Annotated in this window: 16 protein-coding genes; 8 read left to right on the forward strand and 8 right to left on the reverse strand. The window is 55.7% G+C overall.

What is annotated here, in order from left to right; genetic code table 11:
• Positions 1 to 152 precede the first annotated feature (152 nt).
• Positions 153 to 1526, forward strand: coding sequence for a nucleobase:cation symporter-2 family protein (locus WFL93_RS13385; protein ID WP_007887889.1), 1374 nt, complete (start codon positions 153 to 155; stop codon positions 1524 to 1526).
• 144 nt (positions 1527 to 1670) lie between these two features.
• Here the strand turns inward: WFL93_RS13385 and osmV are convergent, their stop codons facing one another.
• Genes osmV through WFL93_RS13405 form a run of 4 tightly spaced genes read right to left on the reverse strand, consistent with a single transcriptional unit; the run spans position 1671 to position 5123 of the window.
• Positions 1671 to 2807 (reverse strand): osmoprotectant ABC transporter ATP-binding protein OsmV, encoded by a 1137-nt coding sequence (gene osmV / locus WFL93_RS13390; RefSeq protein WP_007887886.1) that lies wholly within the window; start codon positions 2805 to 2807, stop codon positions 1671 to 1673.
• Positions 2807 to 3433 (reverse strand): osmoprotectant ABC transporter permease OsmW, encoded by a 627-nt coding sequence (osmW, locus tag WFL93_RS13395; protein ID WP_442955892.1) that lies wholly within the window; start codon positions 3431 to 3433, stop codon positions 2807 to 2809. Before osmW ends, osmV begins: the two co-directional genes overlap by 1 nt.
• Before the next feature lie 30 nt (positions 3434 to 3463).
• Positions 3464 to 4390: a glycine betaine ABC transporter substrate-binding protein gene (locus WFL93_RS13400; RefSeq protein WP_007887884.1), complete on the reverse strand. Its 927-nt coding sequence runs from the start codon at positions 4388 to 4390 to the stop codon at positions 3464 to 3466.
• A 16-nt stretch (positions 4391 to 4406) separates the two neighbouring features.
• Positions 4407 to 5123, reverse strand: a complete 717-nt coding sequence (locus tag WFL93_RS13405; protein WP_007887883.1) for an ABC transporter permease — start codon at positions 5121 to 5123, stop codon at positions 4407 to 4409.
• 384 nt (positions 5124 to 5507) lie between these two features.
• On the opposite strand from WFL93_RS13405, the gene WFL93_RS13410 reads away from it, so the two are divergent.
• Entirely contained in the window at positions 5508 to 6968 is a 1461-nt protein-coding gene (locus WFL93_RS13410; RefSeq protein WP_336778333.1) for an MDR family MFS transporter, read from the forward strand.
• A 30-nt stretch (positions 6969 to 6998) separates the two neighbouring features.
• Here WFL93_RS13410 and WFL93_RS13415 read toward each other — a convergent pair whose 3' ends face one another.
• A complete protein-coding gene (locus WFL93_RS13415; protein ID WP_007887881.1) occupies positions 6999 to 7295 on the reverse strand; it encodes a DUF1161 domain-containing protein in 297 nt (98 codons plus the stop codon).
• A gap of 52 nt (positions 7296 to 7347) precedes the next feature.
• Positions 7348 to 7683 carry a DUF1283 family protein gene (locus WFL93_RS13420; RefSeq protein WP_007887880.1) on the reverse strand — a complete coding sequence of 112 codons (336 nt, stop codon included), beginning with the start codon at positions 7681 to 7683 and terminating at the stop codon, positions 7348 to 7350.
• A gap of 130 nt (positions 7684 to 7813) precedes the next feature.
• Between WFL93_RS13420 and WFL93_RS13425 the strand changes: the two genes are divergently transcribed.
• Positions 7814 to 8143: a YnfA family protein gene (locus WFL93_RS13425; protein WP_007887879.1), complete on the forward strand. Its 330-nt coding sequence runs from the start codon at positions 7814 to 7816 to the stop codon at positions 8141 to 8143.
• Positions 8144 to 8269: 126 nt separating this feature from the next.
• On the opposite strand, the gene ydfG is transcribed toward WFL93_RS13425, so the two are convergent.
• Positions 8270 to 9016 carry a bifunctional NADP-dependent 3-hydroxy acid dehydrogenase/3-hydroxypropionate dehydrogenase YdfG gene (ydfG, locus tag WFL93_RS13430; protein ID WP_049852249.1) on the reverse strand — a complete coding sequence of 249 codons (747 nt, stop codon included), beginning with the start codon at positions 9014 to 9016 and terminating at the stop codon, positions 8270 to 8272.
• A gap of 380 nt (positions 9017 to 9396) precedes the next feature.
• On the opposite strand from ydfG, the gene guaD reads away from it, so the two are divergent.
• The 5 genes from guaD to dcp all read left to right on the forward strand — a co-directional run bounded on the left by guaD (position 9397) and on the right by dcp (position 17413).
• Complete coding sequence (gene guaD, locus WFL93_RS13435) at positions 9397 to 10725, forward strand: guanine deaminase (protein WP_336778334.1); 1329 nt, start codon at positions 9397 to 9399, stop codon at positions 10723 to 10725.
• Positions 10722 to 12164, forward strand: coding sequence for a xanthine dehydrogenase small subunit (gene xdhA / locus WFL93_RS13440; RefSeq protein WP_336778335.1), 1443 nt, complete (start codon positions 10722 to 10724; stop codon positions 12162 to 12164). Before guaD ends, xdhA begins: the two co-directional genes overlap by 4 nt.
• Positions 12154 to 14520, forward strand: a complete 2367-nt coding sequence (xdhB, locus tag WFL93_RS13445) for a xanthine dehydrogenase molybdopterin binding subunit (RefSeq protein ID WP_336778336.1) — start codon at positions 12154 to 12156, stop codon at positions 14518 to 14520. Before xdhA ends, xdhB begins: the two co-directional genes overlap by 11 nt.
• The gene (xdhC, locus tag WFL93_RS13450) at positions 14507 to 15289 is read left to right on the forward strand and encodes a xanthine dehydrogenase accessory protein XdhC (RefSeq protein ID WP_336778337.1); all 783 of its coding nucleotides are present in this window, start codon (positions 14507 to 14509) and stop codon (positions 15287 to 15289) included. The genes xdhB and xdhC overlap by 14 nt, the downstream gene beginning before the upstream one ends.
• A 72-nt stretch (positions 15290 to 15361) precedes the next feature.
• Positions 15362 to 17413 (forward strand): peptidyl-dipeptidase Dcp, encoded by a 2052-nt coding sequence (gene dcp, locus WFL93_RS13455; protein ID WP_180823633.1) that lies wholly within the window; start codon positions 15362 to 15364, stop codon positions 17411 to 17413.
• 37 nt (positions 17414 to 17450) lie between these two features.
• On the opposite strand, the gene hpxO is transcribed toward dcp, so the two are convergent.
• Positions 17451 to 18608 carry an FAD-dependent urate hydroxylase HpxO gene (gene hpxO / locus WFL93_RS13460; RefSeq protein WP_049852255.1) on the reverse strand — a complete coding sequence of 386 codons (1158 nt, stop codon included), beginning with the start codon at positions 18606 to 18608 and terminating at the stop codon, positions 17451 to 17453.
• Positions 18609 to 18742: the final 134 nt, after the last annotated feature.

Raw genomic sequence — 18742 nt, forward strand, 5'->3', positions numbered from 1 at the left:
GCTGAACCCATGGTTTCATGGCTCGGCCATTCCTCCTCTTCAGTTAAATCCTCATGATTTCAATTTCTTATTATAAAAAGCGCACTGTTTCTTTCGCGATGGCGTGATTCATGCATCAGCTCCCCTGATGAATATCTTGCCGGAGCCGCGTTATGTCGCAATCAGATGAAAAAGGTTTGTTATATGGGCTGAATGACCGCATCGGTCCATTGCCTGCATTTTGTGCCGCACTGCAGCATGTACTGGCCAGCGTCGTTGGCATTATTACGCCACCGCTGATTATCGGTTCCGTGCTGGGACTTCAGGCGTGGATTCCTTACCTGATTAGCATGTCGCTGGTGGTTTCTGGTCTGGGGACATTTCTGCAGGCGCGTCGCTTTATGGGGATTGGCGCCGGGATGATCTGCCTGCAGGGCACCAGTTTTGCTTTTCTCGGGGTGATTCTATCGGGAGGGTTAATGGTCAAGGCGCGCGGTGGATCGCCCGAAGAGATCATGGCGATGATCTTTGGTTGCAACCTGGTCGCGGCCATGATTCCGATGCTGATCAGCCGCTGTATTGCGCCGTTGCGTAAAGTGCTGACGCCGGTGGTGACCGGCACCGTGATTACCTTAATTGGTATCAGCCTGATTAAGGTCAGCATCACCGATTGGGCCGGCGGACATAACGCCACCAATTTCGGTGCACCCGGCAACCTGGCGCTGGGGGCGCTGACGCTACTGGTGATTATTGTGTTAAACCGTTCGCAAAATCGCTGGACGCGCCTTGTCGCGGTGGTTGCGGGTATTGCCGTGGGTTGTATCGCGGCAGCCTTAACCGGACATCTCAGCCTGAAGCCGATGGCGGAGACACCCTGGCTGGTGATGCCTGAACTGTTTCGTTTTGGTTTTGCTTTCGACTGGACCATCTTCGTGCCCATTGCGCTGGTCTCAGTGATTGCGGTGATTGAAGCGGTTGGCGATCTCACGGCCAACTGCATGCTGTCGCAACAGCCGATTGAGGGCGAGGAGTTTGAGCGCCGTATGCAGGGCGGCATTTTTGCCGATGGGATTAGTTGCTTACTCGCTGCGGTTTTTTCTGCCTTTCCAAATACCACTTTCGCGCAAAATAACGGCGTCATCCAGATGACCGGCGTGGCCAGTCGCTATGTTGGCATGGTGATTGGTGTGATGTTGCTGCTGCTCGGGATGTTCCCAACCATTGGTTATTTGCTGCAGCAGATTCCGCCGCCGGTGCTTGGCGGAGCAACTATTGTGATGTTTGGTAGCGTAGTTGCGGCAGGTATTCGCGTGATGACGCAAACGCCGCTCGGACGTCGCGAGATGTTGATTGTCGCGGTTTCGTTCGGTATCGGCTTAGGCGTAGAAGCGGTACCTGAAGTGCTGAAACAGTTTCCCTCACTGGTAAGCAACCTGTTTGGTCATGCGGTAACTACGGGTGGGATGCTGGCGATTGTGCTTAATGTGATTCTGCCAGCTGAACGTGGTGAAGTGGTTGCAGTTAAAACGGTGGAGGAATCGTCCTAACTAAACGCACCGAGTCAAAGAGCCGAGGGGCATATGGCAGAGGAGTAAAGCATCCCGCGCCAGGGAAGGCGCGGGCTGAGCCTCAGGGACGATTTATGGCGACTTTACGATCTGCCATATGCCCCTCGGCGACTGCACAAAATTTTACGGATTCAACCGACGACGCGTGCGTCCAGAGCTCAGATAATCAGCAATATAATCCTGCGATATCTCGCCGCTGTAACGCCCATCCTCATCAACAATCGGCATCCACACTGTGTTGTGCTCATAGAGTTTCGATAACACTACGCGCAGGTTTTCTTCCGCTTTGCCCGTCACTTTAAAGGTATGCAGCATCTCTTCGCAGCGGCCCGTTGCGGCACGCGCTTCGCGACGCTTCACAAAACCCAGTGGCTTGCCATCTTCATCCACCACCGTCACCGAACGCATATCGTTATCATCCATGGTGGCGAAAGCTTCCTGCAATGGCGTATTACGCTGCACGGTGATGGTCGGTTGTTGATCGGTAACATCGCCCGCTTGCACCAGCAACAAACGTTTCAGCGTACGGTCCTGACCGACAAAAGAGCCGACAAAATCGTTGGCGGGTTTTGCCAGCAGCTCATCCGGGCTGGCGCACTGCACAATTTTACCCTGACCAAACACCGCAATGCGGTCGCCGAGCTTCAGCGCTTCATCGATATCGTGGCTTACCAGCATCACGGTTTTCTTCAGCTGACGCTGCATCTCAAGGAATTCGTTCTGAATCACTTCACGGTTAATTGGATCGACCGCACCGAAAGGTTCATCCATCAGCAATACCGGTGGATCAGCGGCCAGCGCGCGAATCACGCCGATACGCTGCTGTTGCCCACCGGACATTTCACGCGGATAACGATGCAGGAACTTGGTCGGATCGAGCGCCACCATGCTCATCAGCTCCGTGGCGCGTTCGCGGCAGCGCTTTTTATCCCAACCGAGCATGCGCGGCACCACGGTGATGTTCTCTTCGATAGTCATGTTCGGAAACAGACCAATCTGCTGGATGACATAGCCAATGTTACGGCGCAGGGTCACGGTATCCTGTCCGCTGGTGTCTTCACCGTTGATTAAAATTCTGCCGCTTGAGGAAGGGATTAAACGGTTAATCATCTTCAGCGTCGTGGTTTTGCCACAGCCCGATGGGCCGAGCAGCACACACATTTCCCCGGCAGGGACTTCCAGGCTGACGTTATCTACGGCATTTAATGACGTGCCGTTCTTTTGCGTAAAGGTTTTCGTCAGGTTTTCCAGTTTTATCATTATCGAATCCCCTTAGGAGTCAGCGCCGACTGCAAACGGTGCAGCAGCCAATCAAGCACAATCGCGAGCAAACAAATCATAAAAGCACCAGCAATCAACATGCGCACATCGCTGCCGCTGATACCGTCGAGTAGCTGCAGGCCCAGGCCGCCGGCACCAATCACCGCAGCAATCGCCATTACACCTACGTTCATCACTACCGCAGTACGAATACCGCCGAAAATCACCGGCAGCGCCATCGGAATTTCTACCCAGCGCAGGCGTTGCCAGAAGGTCATGCCAATCCCGCGACCGGCTTCACGCAGACCCGGCGACAAATTCTCCAGTGCGGTATGGGTATTGCGCACAATCGGCAGTAACGAATAGAGGAAAACCGCAGTAATCGCGGGAAGGGCGCCGATACCCTGGCCGATCATTGAAAACAGCGGAATCATCAAGCCGAACAATGCAATGGTCGGAATGGTTAACACAATGGTGGCAATACCCAATACCGGCGTCGCCAGCCATTTGAAGCGCACAATCAAAATGCCCAGCGGCACGCCAACAATGATCGCGAAACCGACCGCCACCAAAACCAGCCACGTATGTTGCCAGGTGAGCGTCATCAAGGTGTGCCAGTTATTCATGATGTAATTCAAGGTATCCACAGCGCCTCCTTACAGCATGTTTTTAGATTGAAGGAAATCACGCGCCACCTGTTGCGGTGACTGATGATCGATATCGACGCGCTTGTTCATCTCGGTGATGGCTTCGTCATTAATCAATGCCGACAGCTGATTGAGCGCGCTATCTAACCCTGGATGGCTCTCAAGCACATCCTGACGCACCACAGGCGTGACGTTGTAACTTGGGAAGAAGTGCTTATCATCTTCTAATACCTTGAGTTCGAAGCCTTTCACCCGGCCATCGGTGGTATAGATCAGGCCGGCATCAACAAACCCATCGCGAATCGCGTTGTACACCAGGCCGGGATCCATCTGGCGAATCTGCGGTCTGTCGAGCGGCATGTTGTAGGCTTTTTGCAGCGGCTTCAGTCCATCGGAGCGTCCTGAGAATTCGAGATCCAAACCGAGTTTCCAGTTATGGTCCGGATCGTTCTTGCGCACCTCTTCCAGCTTCGCCACCAACTGCGACATGGTGTTGATGCCTTCTTTGTCCGCGCGGTCACGCTGCATAGCAAACGCATAGGTGTTGTTCATCGGGGCCGGATTGAGCCACACCAATCCCAGTTTGGCGTCCAGCTGTTTCACCGTCTTATAGGCGTCTTCGGTCGACATCGGCTTATTGATGTGATTAAAGATGATCAGTGAAGTCCCGGTGTACTCCCAGGTCATATCAATCTGTTTATTGATCATCGCGTTACGACCAATGGTGGTGGCGATATTGGTCTTCGGAATCACCTGAAAACCTTTCTTCTGCAGCCACAGCACCGTCATCGCAGACAGGATGTGTTGCTCAGTAAAACTTTTGGTCGCCATGGTAATGGGGGTTGCAGCGGCGGCGCTTTGGCTGATTAGCAGCGTCGCGCTCAGTGCCAGCGCAGTACGTTTTACCCAGCGCGCCAGCTTATTGGCAGTGGCCATCACAAAACTCCTTGTGTTAAGCCGCAGAGTGCGGGCTGAGATAACGTCCCAATGCCGCAAGCAGCATGTCGAGAATCAGGGCAACTAGCGCCGTTGCGACTGCGCCCAGAATCAGCGTTGGGAAATCGTTAAGGTAGATACCAGGGAAGATCAGCTCACCAAAGCTGCTGGCGCCAATCAGGAAGGCTAAGGGCGCAGTACCCACGTTAATCGCGGTGGCGATGCGTACACCGGCTAAAATCACCGGTAACGCGTTGGGAATCTCTACCTGACGCAAACGCTGAAACTTAGTCATACCTATACCGTTGGCGGCTTCAATCAGCGACGGCGGAACCGCACTTAAACCGGCAAAAGTATTACGCACAATCGGCAGCAGCGAGGCGAGGAACAGGGCAATCAGCGCAGGTCGATCGCCAATACCCACGATCACCATGGCCAGCGCCAATACCGCCAGCGGTGGCAGCGTGTTACCTACATTGAAGATTTGCATCACGTATTCTGCCCAGCGACGGGCGAAAGGACGGCTGAGTAAAATGCCGCTGGGAATACCGACCAGTAGCGCGAAGAACATCGACCAAAACACTAAAAACAGATGCTGCTGCGCGAGATAAATTAAATCCTCTCGGCGATCGCGCAGCGTATTCAGGCCCAGCCCCCACACCAGCAGGGCTATCACCGCAATGATTGCGAGCAATGCCAGTCCAGCACGGCGGGCGAGCGATGCATTTTGCATAGCAAGTATCTCCCTGATTTAAAAAATCGTTCGATCGGGTTATGTCATTCTCAGGATGACGGCGCAGTGCAGAAACACACACCTACGAAAATCCTTCATCCTTTTAAATTGCAGTTAAAATGACTGTTAGTAGATGCTTTTGCAGCGAATAACTGGAAAGCACCGTAAAAAGCTATAGCAATGCTTGCCGATAAGCGCCAGTTTTTGCGGCAAAATCAGACAGATAGAAACGATAAAAAATTGTGCTTAACCCGCGTGGAATAAGGCATTATCCGACAATAAAAAATTTTCATCGAAATAGGTGACGGCGTCACAAAGTGGCGCACACAGAGGAAACTGCTGCGGTGAATTTTGAGCTAGCCTTGTTAGAAATTAGGGAGACGTATGACTGAAACTGCAGAATTGAACACGGAACATCGTCACTGGATTCTCATCGGCTGCATGCTAGCGATGTTTATGGCGGCGATTGAAGTCACCATCGTGGCCACCGCGATGCCGACCATCATTGCCGATCTTGGCGGCTTTGCGCAGTTCGGTTGGGTATTTTCCATCTATTTGCTGACGCAGGCGGTTAGTGTGCCGCTGTATGGCCGCTTAGCCGATATGTGGGGGCGCAAACGGCTGCTGTTTATCGGCGTGTCGCTGTTTTTGGCAGGCTCCATTCTATGCGGATTTGCCCACAGCATGACATGGCTGATCCTGTTCCGTGCCTTTCAGGGATTGGGCGCAGGTGCGATTATGCCGCTTACCTCAACCATCGTGGCGGACGTCTACTCGCCGCGCGAACGCGCGAACGTACAGGGCTGGCTCTCCAGCGTCTGGGGCGTCGCGGCGATCATTGGCCCGCTCAGCGGCGCCTGGCTGGTGCAGCACTTTAGCTGGTCGGTGATTTTCTGGGTCAACGTGCCGATTGGCCTCATCGCCATGCTGCTGCTGGCGCGTTTTCTGCCGACACGTGAGCAGAACCAGCAAACCACGCTTAACCTTACCGGCAGTTGCTGGCTGATGATCTGCGTCACGGCGCTGTTGGTGGCGCTGTTGCAAGCCGAGGTGCTGGGTTATTGGCTGCTGCCGTTCCTGCTGTTAGCGCTGGTTGCTGCCTGGCGCCTGAAACATCATGAACAGCGCGCCGATGCGCCGCTCTTCCCGCTAGAGATTTGGCGCAGTCGGCTGATTGTCGCCGGCAACGTCGGCAATCTGATTATCGGCGCCAGCATGATGGGCATCAGCGCTTTTTTGCCGACGTGGATTCAGGGGATTACCGGCGGCACGCCGCTGCAGGCGGGTAGCGCATTGGCGATGATGTCGATTGGCTGGCCGCTGGCGAGCACCCTGAGCGGACGATTGATGCTGGTGACATCGTACCGCTTCACTGCGCAAATGGGGGCGTTACTGCTGATCGCTGGTAGCGCATTGCTGCTGCTACTGCGCAGCGACAGCTCGATCATGCAGGCCGGTTTAACTGCCTTTGTGATTGGCACCGGCATGGGCATGACCAGCACCACCTTTTTGGTGTCGGTACAGAACCATGCCCATTACGATATTCGTGGTATTTGCACCGCCTCAATCATGTTCAGTCGCATGATCGGCTCGGCAATTGGAACGGCATTATTAGGCGCGGTGCTCAATCTCAACCTCTCGCTGCGTCTGCCGCAAGCCGACGATCCGATGCAAAAAATCATGTCGCACCAGAGCCGCCAGTCGCTGCCGGAGGCGACGCTGCATGACTGGATCGGGCAAATTGCCAGCTCTTTACATTGGGTGTTTGTGGTTTCACTGCTGATTGCGCTGTTAACGCTGTGGGTAGCGTGGATGATGCCGCGTCAAAGGCCGGAAGTGGAGTAAAGCAGGGCGGCCTGAGAGCCGCCCGAAGGTTTACTGCGCTGGTGTATCCTGCGAGCTGCCAGCGCTATCTGGTACGCTGCTGTCGCCGTCACGGCCATTTTTCTTGTAGACGATTTTCTGTGTGTCGTTCTCACAATGGCCCACAACCTGACCGCCGACCTGATCGGCTTGATCATTGGCCACGATATCCAGCGTGAAGTCCGATTCGGCAACGCCGTTATTAATAATTTTTTTGCTGATGTCCGCTTTAACACTTTCACAAGATGCCTGCGCCAGAACCGGCAGCGCCAGCATCGCCATCAACAGAACTGCATTACGTTTTTTCATCATTCACTCCGTTGGTCAGAATTCCTATCAAAACTATAGCAGTGATGACCGATTATGGCGCCAGCGGACGTCCGGTACGACGATCGAGGCAGCGCAGCGTATTGGGTTCCCAGTATGCGTTGACGTTGTAGCTCTTCTCGCAGGAGTCGCGGGTATCAAAGGCTTTATCGGCTTTGTCGAACTCTTTCTCAACGCGCGTATTTACTTTGTTACGCAGGTTTTTGGTATCGTTCCATTGCTCTTTACTTTGGCGAGCGGCTTCATTGCTGGATGCGCTGCTACCATCTTCAATAATCAGGCGATCGGTTTTGGCGGAAGCCATTGGCGCAGCCAGCAACACGCTGGAAGTCAGCACGGTAGCCAGCAGGGCAGAAAACAGTTTTTTCATTGTCATTTCCTTCAGTTAACACCAGCACAGCCGGGATCGCGGCTGTAACAACCTTAGGCGCTAGTATATCATCGCTGCTTCTTTGCTCACCAGCGGTGAGCACTCTGTTTAGCTTAGTGAGAGATTTACCATGCTGGTGAAAACCACCTTGCTGTTTTTTATCACTGCGATCGCGGAAATTGTGGGTTGTTTCCTGCCGTGGCTGTGGCTGAAGAGGGGCATGACGGCCTGGCTGCTGGTGCCGGCGGCGGCGAGCCTGGCGCTGTTCGTCTGGTTATTGACGCTGCATCCAGCGGCAAGCGGACGCGTCTATGCGGCGTATGGCGGCGTGTATGTGTTGACCGCGCTAATCTGGCTGCGTGTGGTGGATGGTGTCAAGCTGAGTACGTGGGATTGGGTCGGCGCGCTGGTTGCTTTTAGCGGTATGCTGATCATTGTTGCAGGCTGGAGCCGTGTTTAATCACCGACAACATGAAAGTACGATATTAGGGGAAACATCCCGATGAGGTCGTAGCGGCGAAAGCCGCCGGAGCGCCTCACGGGATGGTCGCCCCGGGTATCTCGATGGCGCAGCGTGCAACTGCTGTTAGCCTTTATGCACCTTCAAACCTGCGGTGGTTTGCGTTACGGGCATAATCTCGAGCGTATTGATGTTGACGTGTTTTGGCAGTGTGGTCACCCAATATACCGCTTCGGTAACATCTTCGGCCGTCAGTGCGGTGGTGCCTTCATATACCTGTTCCGCTTTGCCATCATCGCCTTTAAAGCGCACGTTAGAAAATTCGGTGCCGCCAACTAAACCTGGCTCAATATCGGTTACGCGCAGCGCGGTGCCGTGCAGGTCGGTACGCAGATTCAGGCTGAACTGACGCACGAACGCTTTGGTCGCGCCATAAACGTTACCGCCTAAATATGGCCAGCTGCCGGCTATCGAACCGATATTCACAATATGCCCCACGTTGCGCTCAACCATCGCAGGCAGCACTGCGCGCGTCATATACACCAAGCCTTTATTGTTGGTGTCGATCATATTTTCCCAATCTTCAATATTAGCTTTATGCGCCGGTTCAACGCCCAGCGCCAGGCCGGCATTGTTCACCAGCACATCAATATCGCGCCATTCGGCGGGCAGGGCGGCAATCACTTCGTCGATGGCGGCGCGATTGCGCACGTCCAGCTGCACGGTATACAGATTGTCGCCCAGCTCTTCTTTCAACTCTTTTAAGCGCTCAGCGCGACGACCGCTGGCGATCACTTTGTGACCTGTAGCAATGAAGCGGCGGGTGATACTTTGACCAAAACCAGCAGTTGCGCCAGTAACAAAAATAATCATCTCACTGTTCCTTAAACGATTTCAGGTTATCAGCCACACCTTAGCATTAACCTTGAACCCATGCTCATGAAAACCAAATGCAAGCTGTTGCAGGATTTTGCCTGCACGTTGAGAGTGCAATCGCGCACCACAAAGACGCACGTTCTTGGGTTAAAAACAGGCGCTATGGGACAAAAATCACCGCAATGTTAAATAGCAACCGTTTGCCACTATAAGCAACCGGTTGCGCATACGATTGCTATGCCAGCTTGACACAAAAACCAGTCAAATCAACCTATTATATTGAATTTAAACAGTATTTTTTGTTCTTTGCGTTGGCATGCGCTTTGCAAACTATCTTTAAGCAATTACCTGCACATAAAAAGCACCAAGGAACCGTTATGCCTTACGCATCCGAAACGCTGCTGCGCGCCAGCTTCTTTGATATCACCGCTCTGGCCGCGCAGCCGGACGACATCGCCGCTAACGCGCGCTATCTCGAAGATGGCTTATTAACGCTGCGCGACGGCAAAGTGGTCAGCCTCGAAAGCTGGCAGATCGCGGAAGGGCGCGTCAATCCGGCAGAGGTTACCGATCTGCGCGGCAAACTGATTGTGCCGGGCTTTATCGATACCCATATTCATTACCCGCAAACTGAGATGATTGGTGCCTTCGGCGAGCAGTTACTCGAATGGCTGAATCACTACACCTTCCCGGTGGAAAGCCAATATCACTGTCCCGATCACTCAGCAAAAATGTCGGCGTTCTTCCTGCAGCAACTGTTATCAAACGGCACCACCACCGCGCTGGTGTTTGGTACTGTGCACAAGCAGTCGGTGGATGCATTATTTAGCGCGGCGCATCAGTTGGATATGCGCCTGATTGCCGGCAAAGTGATGATGGATCGCAACGCGCCGGAATACCTAACCGAAACGCCGGAACAGAGCTACCAGTACACGCGTGAACTGATTGAACGCTGGCATCAACGTGGTCGCCTGAGCTATGCGCTCACGCCGCGCTTTGCGCCCACCTCCTCGCCGGCGCTGCTGGAAAAAGTGCGTCAGCTGCGCGAAGAGTTTCCGGATGTCTGGATGCACACGCACTTGAGTGAAAACCAGCAGGAGATCGCCTGGGTAAAAGCCCTGTTCCCGGAGCGTGACGGTTATCTCGACGTCTATCATCATCACCAACTCACCGGCAAACGCAGCGTATTCGCCCACTGTTTGCATCTGGAAGATAAAGAGTGGCAATGCCTGCACGACACCGATTCGTCGATTGCTTTCTGCCCGACCTCAAACCTGTTTCTCGGCAGCGGCTTGTTCAATATCAAACGCTGCTGGCAGCAGGGCGTGCGCATGGGCATCGGCACCGACGTTGGCGCGGGAACCACTTTTAATTTGCTGCAAACGCTCGGCGAAGCCTACAAAGTCGGTCAGTTACAGCAGTACAAACTCAGTGCCTGCGAAGCGTTCTATCACGCCACCCTGGGCGGCGCGCACGCGCTCGATGTGGATGACGTCATCGGCAACTTTAATCCCGGTAAAGAGGCCGATTTCGTGGTGCTCGACCCGGCAGTCTCGCCGCTGCAGCAGCTGCGCCATGCCAACAGCAAAGATATCTGGGAGCGCCTGTTCGTGCTGATGACGCTGGGCGATGACCGCAACATCGCGCAGACCTGGGTGAGCGGCAAGCCGGTATGGCAGCGCGAAAGTGAGGAGCAAATCGCATGATTCAGTTTTTACTCAACAATCGTTTAGTCACCGAACACGCGCTGGATCCGAATCTCACCGTGCTCAACTACCTGCGAGGTGCGCAGCAGCGACGCGGCACCAAAGAGGGTTGCGCCTCAGGGGATTGCGGTGCCTGCACCGTTACGCTCGGTAAGGTCGTCGATGGCCAGATGCACTATCAGGCGGTCAACAGCTGCCTGACGCTGGTCAGCAGCCTGCAGGGTAAGCAACTGATCACCGTGGAAGATCTTAAACAGGGCAGCGAACTGCACAGCGTGCAGCAAGCGATGGTGGATTGCCACGGATCGCAGTGCGGTTACTGCACTCCGGGCTTTGTGATGTCGCTGTTCACCCTGCAAAAAAACAGTGATGGCTGGAATCGTCATCAGGCAGAACAGGCATTAGCGGGCAATCTCTGCCGTTGCACCGGTTATCGTCCGATCATGGATGCAGCGCAGCAGGCCTGTGAACACGCACGTACAGATGCGTTCACCGCCAACGCCATCTCGCTGGTGCAGCGTTTACAGGCGCTCAGCAACAATGAAGTGCAGATCATCGAAGCCGATGGTAGTCGCTGTTATCTGCCGAAAACCGTGGCGCAGCTCGCCGATCTTTATCAGCAGCATCCCGAGGCGCGTTTAGTGGCGGGCGGCACCGATCTGACACTGCAGATCACCCAGCAGTATCAACGCTTGCCGCTGTTGATTGCGCTGGAGCAGGTTAACGAACTGAAGATTTGCCACCAGGATCAAGACCATATTTATCTCGGTGCCGCCGCCTCCTTGCACCAGTGCTACCAGTTTTTGGCGCAGCAGATCCCGGCATTTAGCCGCATGCTGGAGCGTTTTGCTTCGCTGCAAATCCGCAATCAGGGCACGTTAGGCGGCAACATTGGCAATGCATCCCCGATTGGCGATTGTGCGCCAATGCTGCTGGCGTTGAACGCGCAACTGATATTGCAGCAGGGTGAACAGCAGAGAAAAGTTCCGCTCGATCAATTCTTTACCGCATATCGTCAAACGGTAATGCAGCCGGGTGAGTTCATTCACAGTATCACTATTCCTAAAGTGACGGCGTCACCCAACTTTACCGCATGGAAAGTAGCGAAACGCCTGGATGACGATATTTCCGCCGTGTTCGCCGCCATCAATCTGCACATCAACGATGAGGTGATTGTGGAAGCGCGTATCGCCTTTGGCGGCATGGCAGCAACACCGAAACGCGCGCTGGCAGCGGAAACAGCATTGCTTGGCCAACCGCTGAATCTCACCAGCATTGAAAAAGCCTGTGCCGCGCTGAGCGAGGATTTCCAGCCGCTGAGCGACTTCCGCGCCAGCGCCGATTATCGCCTGCAGGTGGCACGCAATCTGCTGCGCCGCTACTACGCGCAAGCGTCTGGCGAGCTGACCATTACCGAGGTGTCGCGCTATGTCTCATAACCGCCCGGAACTGAATGAAACCCTGCTGAAAACGCAGTTCGCCACCGGCATGCAAACTGGCGTGGGGCGCAGCAACAAACATGAAAGTGCCGACAAGCACGTCTCCGGTGAAGCGCTATATATTGACGATAAGCCCGATCTTCCGGGATTACTGCATCTCTGTCCGCGCCTCAGCGAGCATGCGCACGCGCGCATCACCAAACTCGATGTGCAACCCTGCTACGCGGTGCCGGGGGTGGTCAGCGTACTGACCTGGCGCGATGTGCCAGGCCTCAACGATGTTGGCCCGCTGGAGCCTGGCGATCCGCTGCTGGCGCAGGACACCATCGAATACTTCGGCCAAATTGTGATTGCCGTCGCGGCTGACTCTCCGGAAGCGGCGCGTGCCGGCGCCGCAGCAGCGATGATTGAGTATGAAGCACTTCCGGCGGTACTCGACGTGCGTGAAGCACTGGAACAGCGCTTCTTTGTGCAGCAGCCACATGTTCATCAACGCGGTGATGCTGAAGCCGCGCTGGCGCGAGCGCCTCGGCGAATTCAGGGCGAGTTTCATATCGGCGGCCAGGAACACTTTTATCTGGAAACCCAGACGGCGCTGGTGATTCCTGGCGAAGATGACAGCCTGCAGGTGTTCTCCTCCACGCAAAACCCCACCGAAGTGCAAAAACTGGTGGCGGAAGTGATGGGCATCACCATGAATAAAGTCACCATCGATATGCGTCGCATGGGCGGTGGCTTTGGTGGCAAAGAGACGCAGGCGGCGGGTGTGGCCTGTTTGTGTGCTATCGCTGCACGCCAGCTGCGTAAACCGGTGAAGATGCGTCTGGCGCGGCGCGACGATATGCAGATTACCGGCAAACGCCATCCGTTTTTTGTGCGTTACGACGTCGGCGTTGAGGCAGATGGCCGCTTCTGTGGCGTGAAAATTGATTTGGCCGGCAACTGCGGCTATTCGCTCGATCTCAGCGGATCGATTGTCGATCGCGCGATGTTCCACGCCGATAACGCCTATTATCTGGGCGATGCGCTGATCGCTGGCTATCGCTGCCGCACCCACACCGCGTCTAACACCGCTTATCGCGGCTTCGGCGGCCCGCAGGGCATGGTGGCGATTGAGCAGATCATGGATCACATCGCGCGTGAAATGGGACTGGACCCGCTTGAGCTGCGCAAACGCAACTATTACGGCAAAACCGATCGCAACATCACCCATTACCACCAGCAGGTGGAGGACAATCTGCTGGATGAGATGACCGCCCAGCTCGAAACCAGCAGCGAATATGCGGCACGTCGCCGTGAAATTAGCGCGTTTAACGCCAGCAACCGTTTTATGAAACGTGGGCTGGCGCTGACGCCGGTGAAATTTGGCATCTCCTTTACCTCCAGCTTCCTTAATCAGGCGGGCGCGCTGATTTTGATCTACACCGATGGCACGGTGCAGCTCAATCATGGCGGCACCGAAATGGGGCAGGGTTTAAACACCAAAGTGGCGCAGATTGTGGCGGAAGTGCTGCAAATCGATATCAGCCAGATTCAGGTCACCGCCACCGATACCGGCAAAGTGCCGAACACCTCGCCAACGGCCGCCTCTAGCGGCGCCGATCTTAACGGCAAAGCGGCGCAGAATGCCGCGCAAATCCTGCGCGAGCGCATGACCGAGATGCTGTGTCAGCAGCATCAATGTGCTGCTGGCGCGGTGAGCTTTAGCAACGGCATTGTGCGCGTCGGTGAGAAGCACTTCACTTTTGCTCAGGTGGCGCAGCTTGCCTGGCTTAACCAGGTGCCGCTCTCTGCCACCGGCTTCTATAAAGTGCCGGGCATCCATTACGATCGTGCTGCCGGACGCGGCAAACCGTTCTATTACTTCTCTTACGGCGCCGCCTGCTGTGAAGTGTTGGTCGATACTTTGACCGGCGAATACCGCCTGCTACGCGCCGATATTCTGCATGATGTGGGCGCCTCGCTGAATCCCGCTATCGATATCGGGCAAGTGGAGGGCGGTTTCGTGCAGGGCATGGGCTGGCTCACCTGCGAAGAGCTGGTATGGAATGATAAGGGCAAACTGCTCACCGACGGCCCAGCCAGCTATAAAATCCCGGCGATCAGCGATGTGCCGAGCGATTTGCGCGTCACGCTGGTGGAGAATCGCAAAAATCCGCAGGACACGGTGTTCCATTCGAAAGCCGTTGGCGAGCCGCCCTTTATGTTAGGCATTGCCGTATGGTGTGCGTTACAGGATGCCGTCGCCAGCGTCGACAACTATCGCCGCCATCCGCAACTGGATGCACCCGCCACGCCAGAGCGGGTGTTCTGGGGGATTCAGCGCTTATCAGGAGCAGAGCATGATTTATCATGACTGGATCAGCGTGCTGCACAGCCTGCGCGAAAAGCGCGAAAGCTGCGTGCTTATCACCGTGCTCAGCGAGCGTGGCTCGGTACCGCGCGATCGCGGCAGCAAGATGGTGGTGAGCGCTAGCGATACGTTTCTGACGATTGGCGGTGGTCATCTTGAATATCAGTGCATTGCGCAAGCGCGTGCCATGCTGCAGCAGCGGTGCACGCAACCGCGCAGTGAAGAGTTCGCGCTGGCCGCACGTCTCGGCCAGTGCTGCGGCGGTCACGCCACGTTGCTGTTTGAACCGCTGATGCAGCATCAGCCAGAAATTCACCTGTTTGGCGCCGGTCATGTTGGCCAGGCGTTGGTAAATTTACTGGCAACCTTACCGTGCCATATCACCTGGATTGATAGCCGCGCCGCGCAGTTTCGCGCGGTACCGGCTGGCGTCACGGTGCGCCAGGTCGACGATCCTATCGACTGTGTGCGGGAAGCCGCCCCCGACAGTTACTTTGTGGTGATGACCCACGATCATCCGCTGGATCTGGCGCTCAGCGAGGCGATTCTGCGCCGCGGCGATTTCCGCTATGCCGGAGTGATTGGCTCGGCGACGAAAGCCCAGCGCTTTCGTTATCGGCTAGAGGGCAAAGGCATTGCCAGCGAATCCGTTGCGCGCCTGCGCTGCCCGATTGGTTTAGCGGATGTGAAGGGCAAGTTGCCGGCGGAAATTGCCGTGGCGGTGGCGGGCGAAATCATCAGCGTTTATCAGCAGCAGGCGATAAGTTGTTGAGTGAGGTGGAAACTGCCAGGATAGAAACATCCCGCCGCCGCCGTGCGGCGTTGCTGATTATCAGGAGCGATAATGACTTCACGAGCCAATCCGTTTTTCACCACCAGCAGTTTGCCGTATCAAACGCCACCCTTTGATCAGATTCAGGAAGACGATTTTCTGCCTGCGCTGGAAGCAGGTATTGCAGAGAAACGCCGCGAAGTGGCGGCGATTGCCAGCAATCCGGATGCGCCAAGCTTTGCCAACACCTATGAGGCGCTGGAGCGCAGTGGTCAGCTATTAAAACGCGTCAATCTGGTGTTTGGTGCGATGACATCCGCCAATACCAGCGATCGCTTACAGGAAATCGACGAGCAGATTACGCCACAGCTCACCGCGCTGAATGATGAAATTTGCCTCAACAGCCAGCTGTTTGCCCGCCTCGATAGCGTTTATCAACAGCGCGGTTCGCAGTGTCCGGATGCCGAAGCGATGCGTCTGGTGGAAGTCACCTGGCAACATTTCCAGCTGGCGGGTGCCAGCCTGAGCGAAGCCGATAAAACCCAGCTGCGCGCCTGTAATCAGGAGCTGGCGAGCCTCAGCACCCGTTTCGGCAACAAGCTGCTGGCCGCCACCAAAGCCGGTGCCTATATAGTGAGTGATGTGGCAGCGTTAGCCGGCCTAAGCGATGAAGAGCTGGCGCATGCCAAAGCCGCAGCAGAAGCCCGCGGTTTCGCGGGAGAATGGTTGATCGCGCTGCAAAACACCACCCAGCAACCGGCGTTGCAATCGCTGCACGTGCGCGCCACGCGTGAAGCGCTGTTCCAGCGGGCGTTGACGCGCAGTGAGCAGGGCGATGAAAACGACACGCGCGACATCGTGTTACGCATGGCGCAACTGCGTGCCCAGCAGGCGAGTCTGCTCGGTTTCAAAACCTATGCCGCGTGGAGCATGCAGGACCAGATGGCGAAAACGCCGGATGCCGCGTTTGCCTTTATGCGTAACATTGTGCCTGCCGCGCGAGCACGCGCCGAACGCGAAGCCGCTGATATCCAGCGCGCCATTGAGCAAGCGCATCACAGTTTCCCGCTGCGCGTCTGGGACTGGAATTTCTATGCCGAGCAGGTACGCAAAGATAAATACGCGCTGGATGAGAGCCAAATCCGCCCTTATTTTGAGCTGAACAACGTGCTGGAGAAGGGCGTGTTTTGGTCCGCCAGCCAGTTGTTTGGCATCCGTTTCAGCCAGCGCCACGATCTGCCGGTGTATCATCCGGACGTCAACGTTTACGAGATCTTCGATGCCGACGACACGCCGCTAGCGCTGTTCTACACCGATTTCTTCAAGCGTGATAACAAAAGCGGCGGCGCGTGGATGAGTAATTTTGTCGATCAGAGCACGCTGCTCGGCACCAAGCCGGTGATCTACAACGTCTGCAACTACACCAAGCCGCAGGCTGGCCAGCCTGCGCTGCTGAGCTGGGATGAGGTGATCACGCTGTTCCATGAATTTGGTCATGCGCTGCACGGTTTATTTGCCACGCAGCGTTATCCGAGCTTGTCCGGCACCGCCACGCCGCGCGATTTTGTTGAGTTCCCGTCGCAGATTAATGAACATTGGGCCAGCAACGAAGCGGTGTTTGCTAACTATGCGCGTCACTACCAAAGCGGCGAGGCGATGCCTGGCGAATTGCGTGACAAGATGGTGCGTGCCGCGAAGTTCAACAAAGGCTACGACATGACCGAGCTACTGGCCGCAGCGCTGCTTGATTTGCAGTGGCATTCTCTGACCACAGATGATAATCCGCAGGACGTCAGCCACTTTGAGCTGCAGGCGCTGGCCGCCGAAAACATTGCACTGGCCGCAGTGCCGCCGCGTTATCGTTCCAGCTATTTCCGTCACATCTGGGGCGGCGGCTATGCAGCAGGTTATTACGCCTATATCTGGACGCAGATGCTGGCCGACGATGGCTATCAAGCCTTTGTCGAGCGCGGCGGATTAACGCGCGAAAACGGCCAGCAGTTCCGCGAGCATATCCTGTCACGCGGCAACAGCACCGACCTGCAGCATCTGTGGCTGGCATGGCGCGGCAAAGCGCCGGAGATCGGTCCGATGCTGAAAAACCGTGGGTTAGAGGAAGCGTAACGATTCTTTGTAGGGTCGCCATTCATGGCGACCCGGTTCACCCAAACGGCCCGCCTTCAATGGTATCAATCATCCCGGCCAGCACGCGCTCGCCGGTTTCGTTTTTCAAATCCGCGTACCACGCCGCAGTCACCTCTGCATCTTTCGCATGCGTCACATCGCAGCGCTTGCGCGCCTTAAGGACCAGATCTTTGGTGCGATCCACGCGCCGTGCTTCGTAGCGCAGCAACGCATCCTCAATCCCCAGCGAATGCGACGCCAGCGTCTGCGCCAGCACCACCGCATCTTCCATTGCCGCACAGCCACCTTGCCCAATATCCGGCGTGGTGCTGTGCGCCGCATCGCCCAGCAAGGCCACACGCCCTTTGACGAAACGGCTGAAGGGTTCGATATCGTGAATTTCTACCCGATTAGTGGTTTGCGGATTGAGGCTTTCAATTAAGCGCTGCACCGGTTCGGCCCAGCCGCTGAAGTAGCCTTTAAGATCGTTTTTCAGCGTCGCGCGATCTTCCGGCAGGCCTTTGGCTAGCGGGACATCGAAGAAGAAGTAGAAGCGATTATCGCTGACCGGCATCAGCGACACGCGCTTGCCTTCGCCGACAAAGGTGGTCCACTGATCGGCAGGCGCGATGGTTTCATCAATGGTTACCAGGCCGTTCCAGTTCACGTAGCCGGCATAACGCCGCTCCACGCGCTCGCCGAGCACATAGTGACGAATCACCGAATGCGCACCATCGGCGGCAATCAGGAAATCGCCCTCGGCCTGGCTGCCATCATCAAACCAGGCGGTGACACCTTGTTCGGTTTGCTCTACCTGCGTTACGCGCTTGCCGAAGCTGATGCGCGAACGTCCGTAGGTATCGATTAGCATTGCCTGTAACTCAGCGCGCGCCACCGGATAGGGATATTCACCCACCTGCTGCACCAATGGCTTCATGCTGAAACGGGTGAGCGTATGACCGCTGTGCGCATCGTTATAGGCCATAAACGCCATGTTGCCCCCCAGCGCGCGCAGCGGCTCTTTCATACCTAACGCGTTGAGGCATTTGACGCCGTTTGGCCAGATAGAGATGGCTGCGCCCACTGGCTTCATCTCTTTCACCGCTTCAAACACCGCCGTGGTAAATCCCGCCTTTTCTAGCGCAATCGCAGCACTCATACCGCCAATGCCTGCGCCAATCACAATCGCTTTCATAACCGTCTCCTTTGCTATACAGAAGAGATTGCAACTTTTGTACCAAATTGGCGGATTGACCGAACTGCGGCTATCTACTTGATTTTATTTTGAAGCAGCAGCATTCAACCTGGCTATGCTGCACTACGATGGCA

It is taken from the genome of Pantoea sp. USHLN256 (genome assembly GCF_037149875.1).
Classification (GTDB): Bacteria; Pseudomonadota; Gammaproteobacteria; order Enterobacterales; family Enterobacteriaceae; genus Pantoea; species Pantoea nemavictus.

Excerpts from the sequence above, each read along its gene's own strand:
- xdhB (WP_336778336.1), top strand. The coding sequence starts at position 12,154 with ATGTCTCATAACCGCCCGGAACTGAATGAAACCCTGCTGAAAACGCAG.
- osmW (WP_442955892.1), bottom strand. The coding sequence starts at position 3,433 with ATGAATAACTGGCACACCTTGATGACGCTCACCTGGCAACATACGTGG.
- WFL93_RS13425 (WP_007887879.1), top strand. The coding sequence starts at position 7,814 with ATGCTGGTGAAAACCACCTTGCTGTTTTTTATCACTGCGATCGCGGAA.
- hpxO (WP_049852255.1), bottom strand. The coding sequence starts at position 18,608 with ATGAAAGCGATTGTGATTGGCGCAGGCATTGGCGGTATGAGTGCTGCG.
- WFL93_RS13420 (WP_007887880.1), bottom strand. The coding sequence starts at position 7,683 with ATGAAAAAACTGTTTTCTGCCCTGCTGGCTACCGTGCTGACTTCCAGC.
- guaD (WP_336778334.1), top strand. The coding sequence starts at position 9,397 with ATGCCTTACGCATCCGAAACGCTGCTGCGCGCCAGCTTCTTTGATATC.
- xdhC (WP_336778337.1), top strand. The coding sequence starts at position 14,507 with ATGATTTATCATGACTGGATCAGCGTGCTGCACAGCCTGCGCGAAAAG.
- ydfG (WP_049852249.1), bottom strand. The coding sequence starts at position 9,016 with ATGATTATTTTTGTTACTGGCGCAACTGCTGGTTTTGGTCAAAGTATC.
- WFL93_RS13400 (WP_007887884.1), bottom strand. The coding sequence starts at position 4,390 with ATGGCCACTGCCAATAAGCTGGCGCGCTGGGTAAAACGTACTGCGCTG.
- dcp (WP_180823633.1), top strand. The coding sequence starts at position 15,362 with ATGACTTCACGAGCCAATCCGTTTTTCACCACCAGCAGTTTGCCGTAT.
- WFL93_RS13405 (WP_007887883.1), bottom strand. The coding sequence starts at position 5,123 with ATGCAAAATGCATCGCTCGCCCGCCGTGCTGGACTGGCATTGCTCGCA.
- osmV (WP_007887886.1), bottom strand. The coding sequence starts at position 2,807 with ATGATAAAACTGGAAAACCTGACGAAAACCTTTACGCAAAAGAACGGC.
- WFL93_RS13415 (WP_007887881.1), bottom strand. The coding sequence starts at position 7,295 with ATGAAAAAACGTAATGCAGTTCTGTTGATGGCGATGCTGGCGCTGCCG.
- WFL93_RS13410 (WP_336778333.1), top strand. The coding sequence starts at position 5,508 with ATGACTGAAACTGCAGAATTGAACACGGAACATCGTCACTGGATTCTC.
- xdhA (WP_336778335.1), top strand. The coding sequence starts at position 10,722 with ATGATTCAGTTTTTACTCAACAATCGTTTAGTCACCGAACACGCGCTG.
- WFL93_RS13385 (WP_007887889.1), top strand. The coding sequence starts at position 153 with ATGTCGCAATCAGATGAAAAAGGTTTGTTATATGGGCTGAATGACCGC.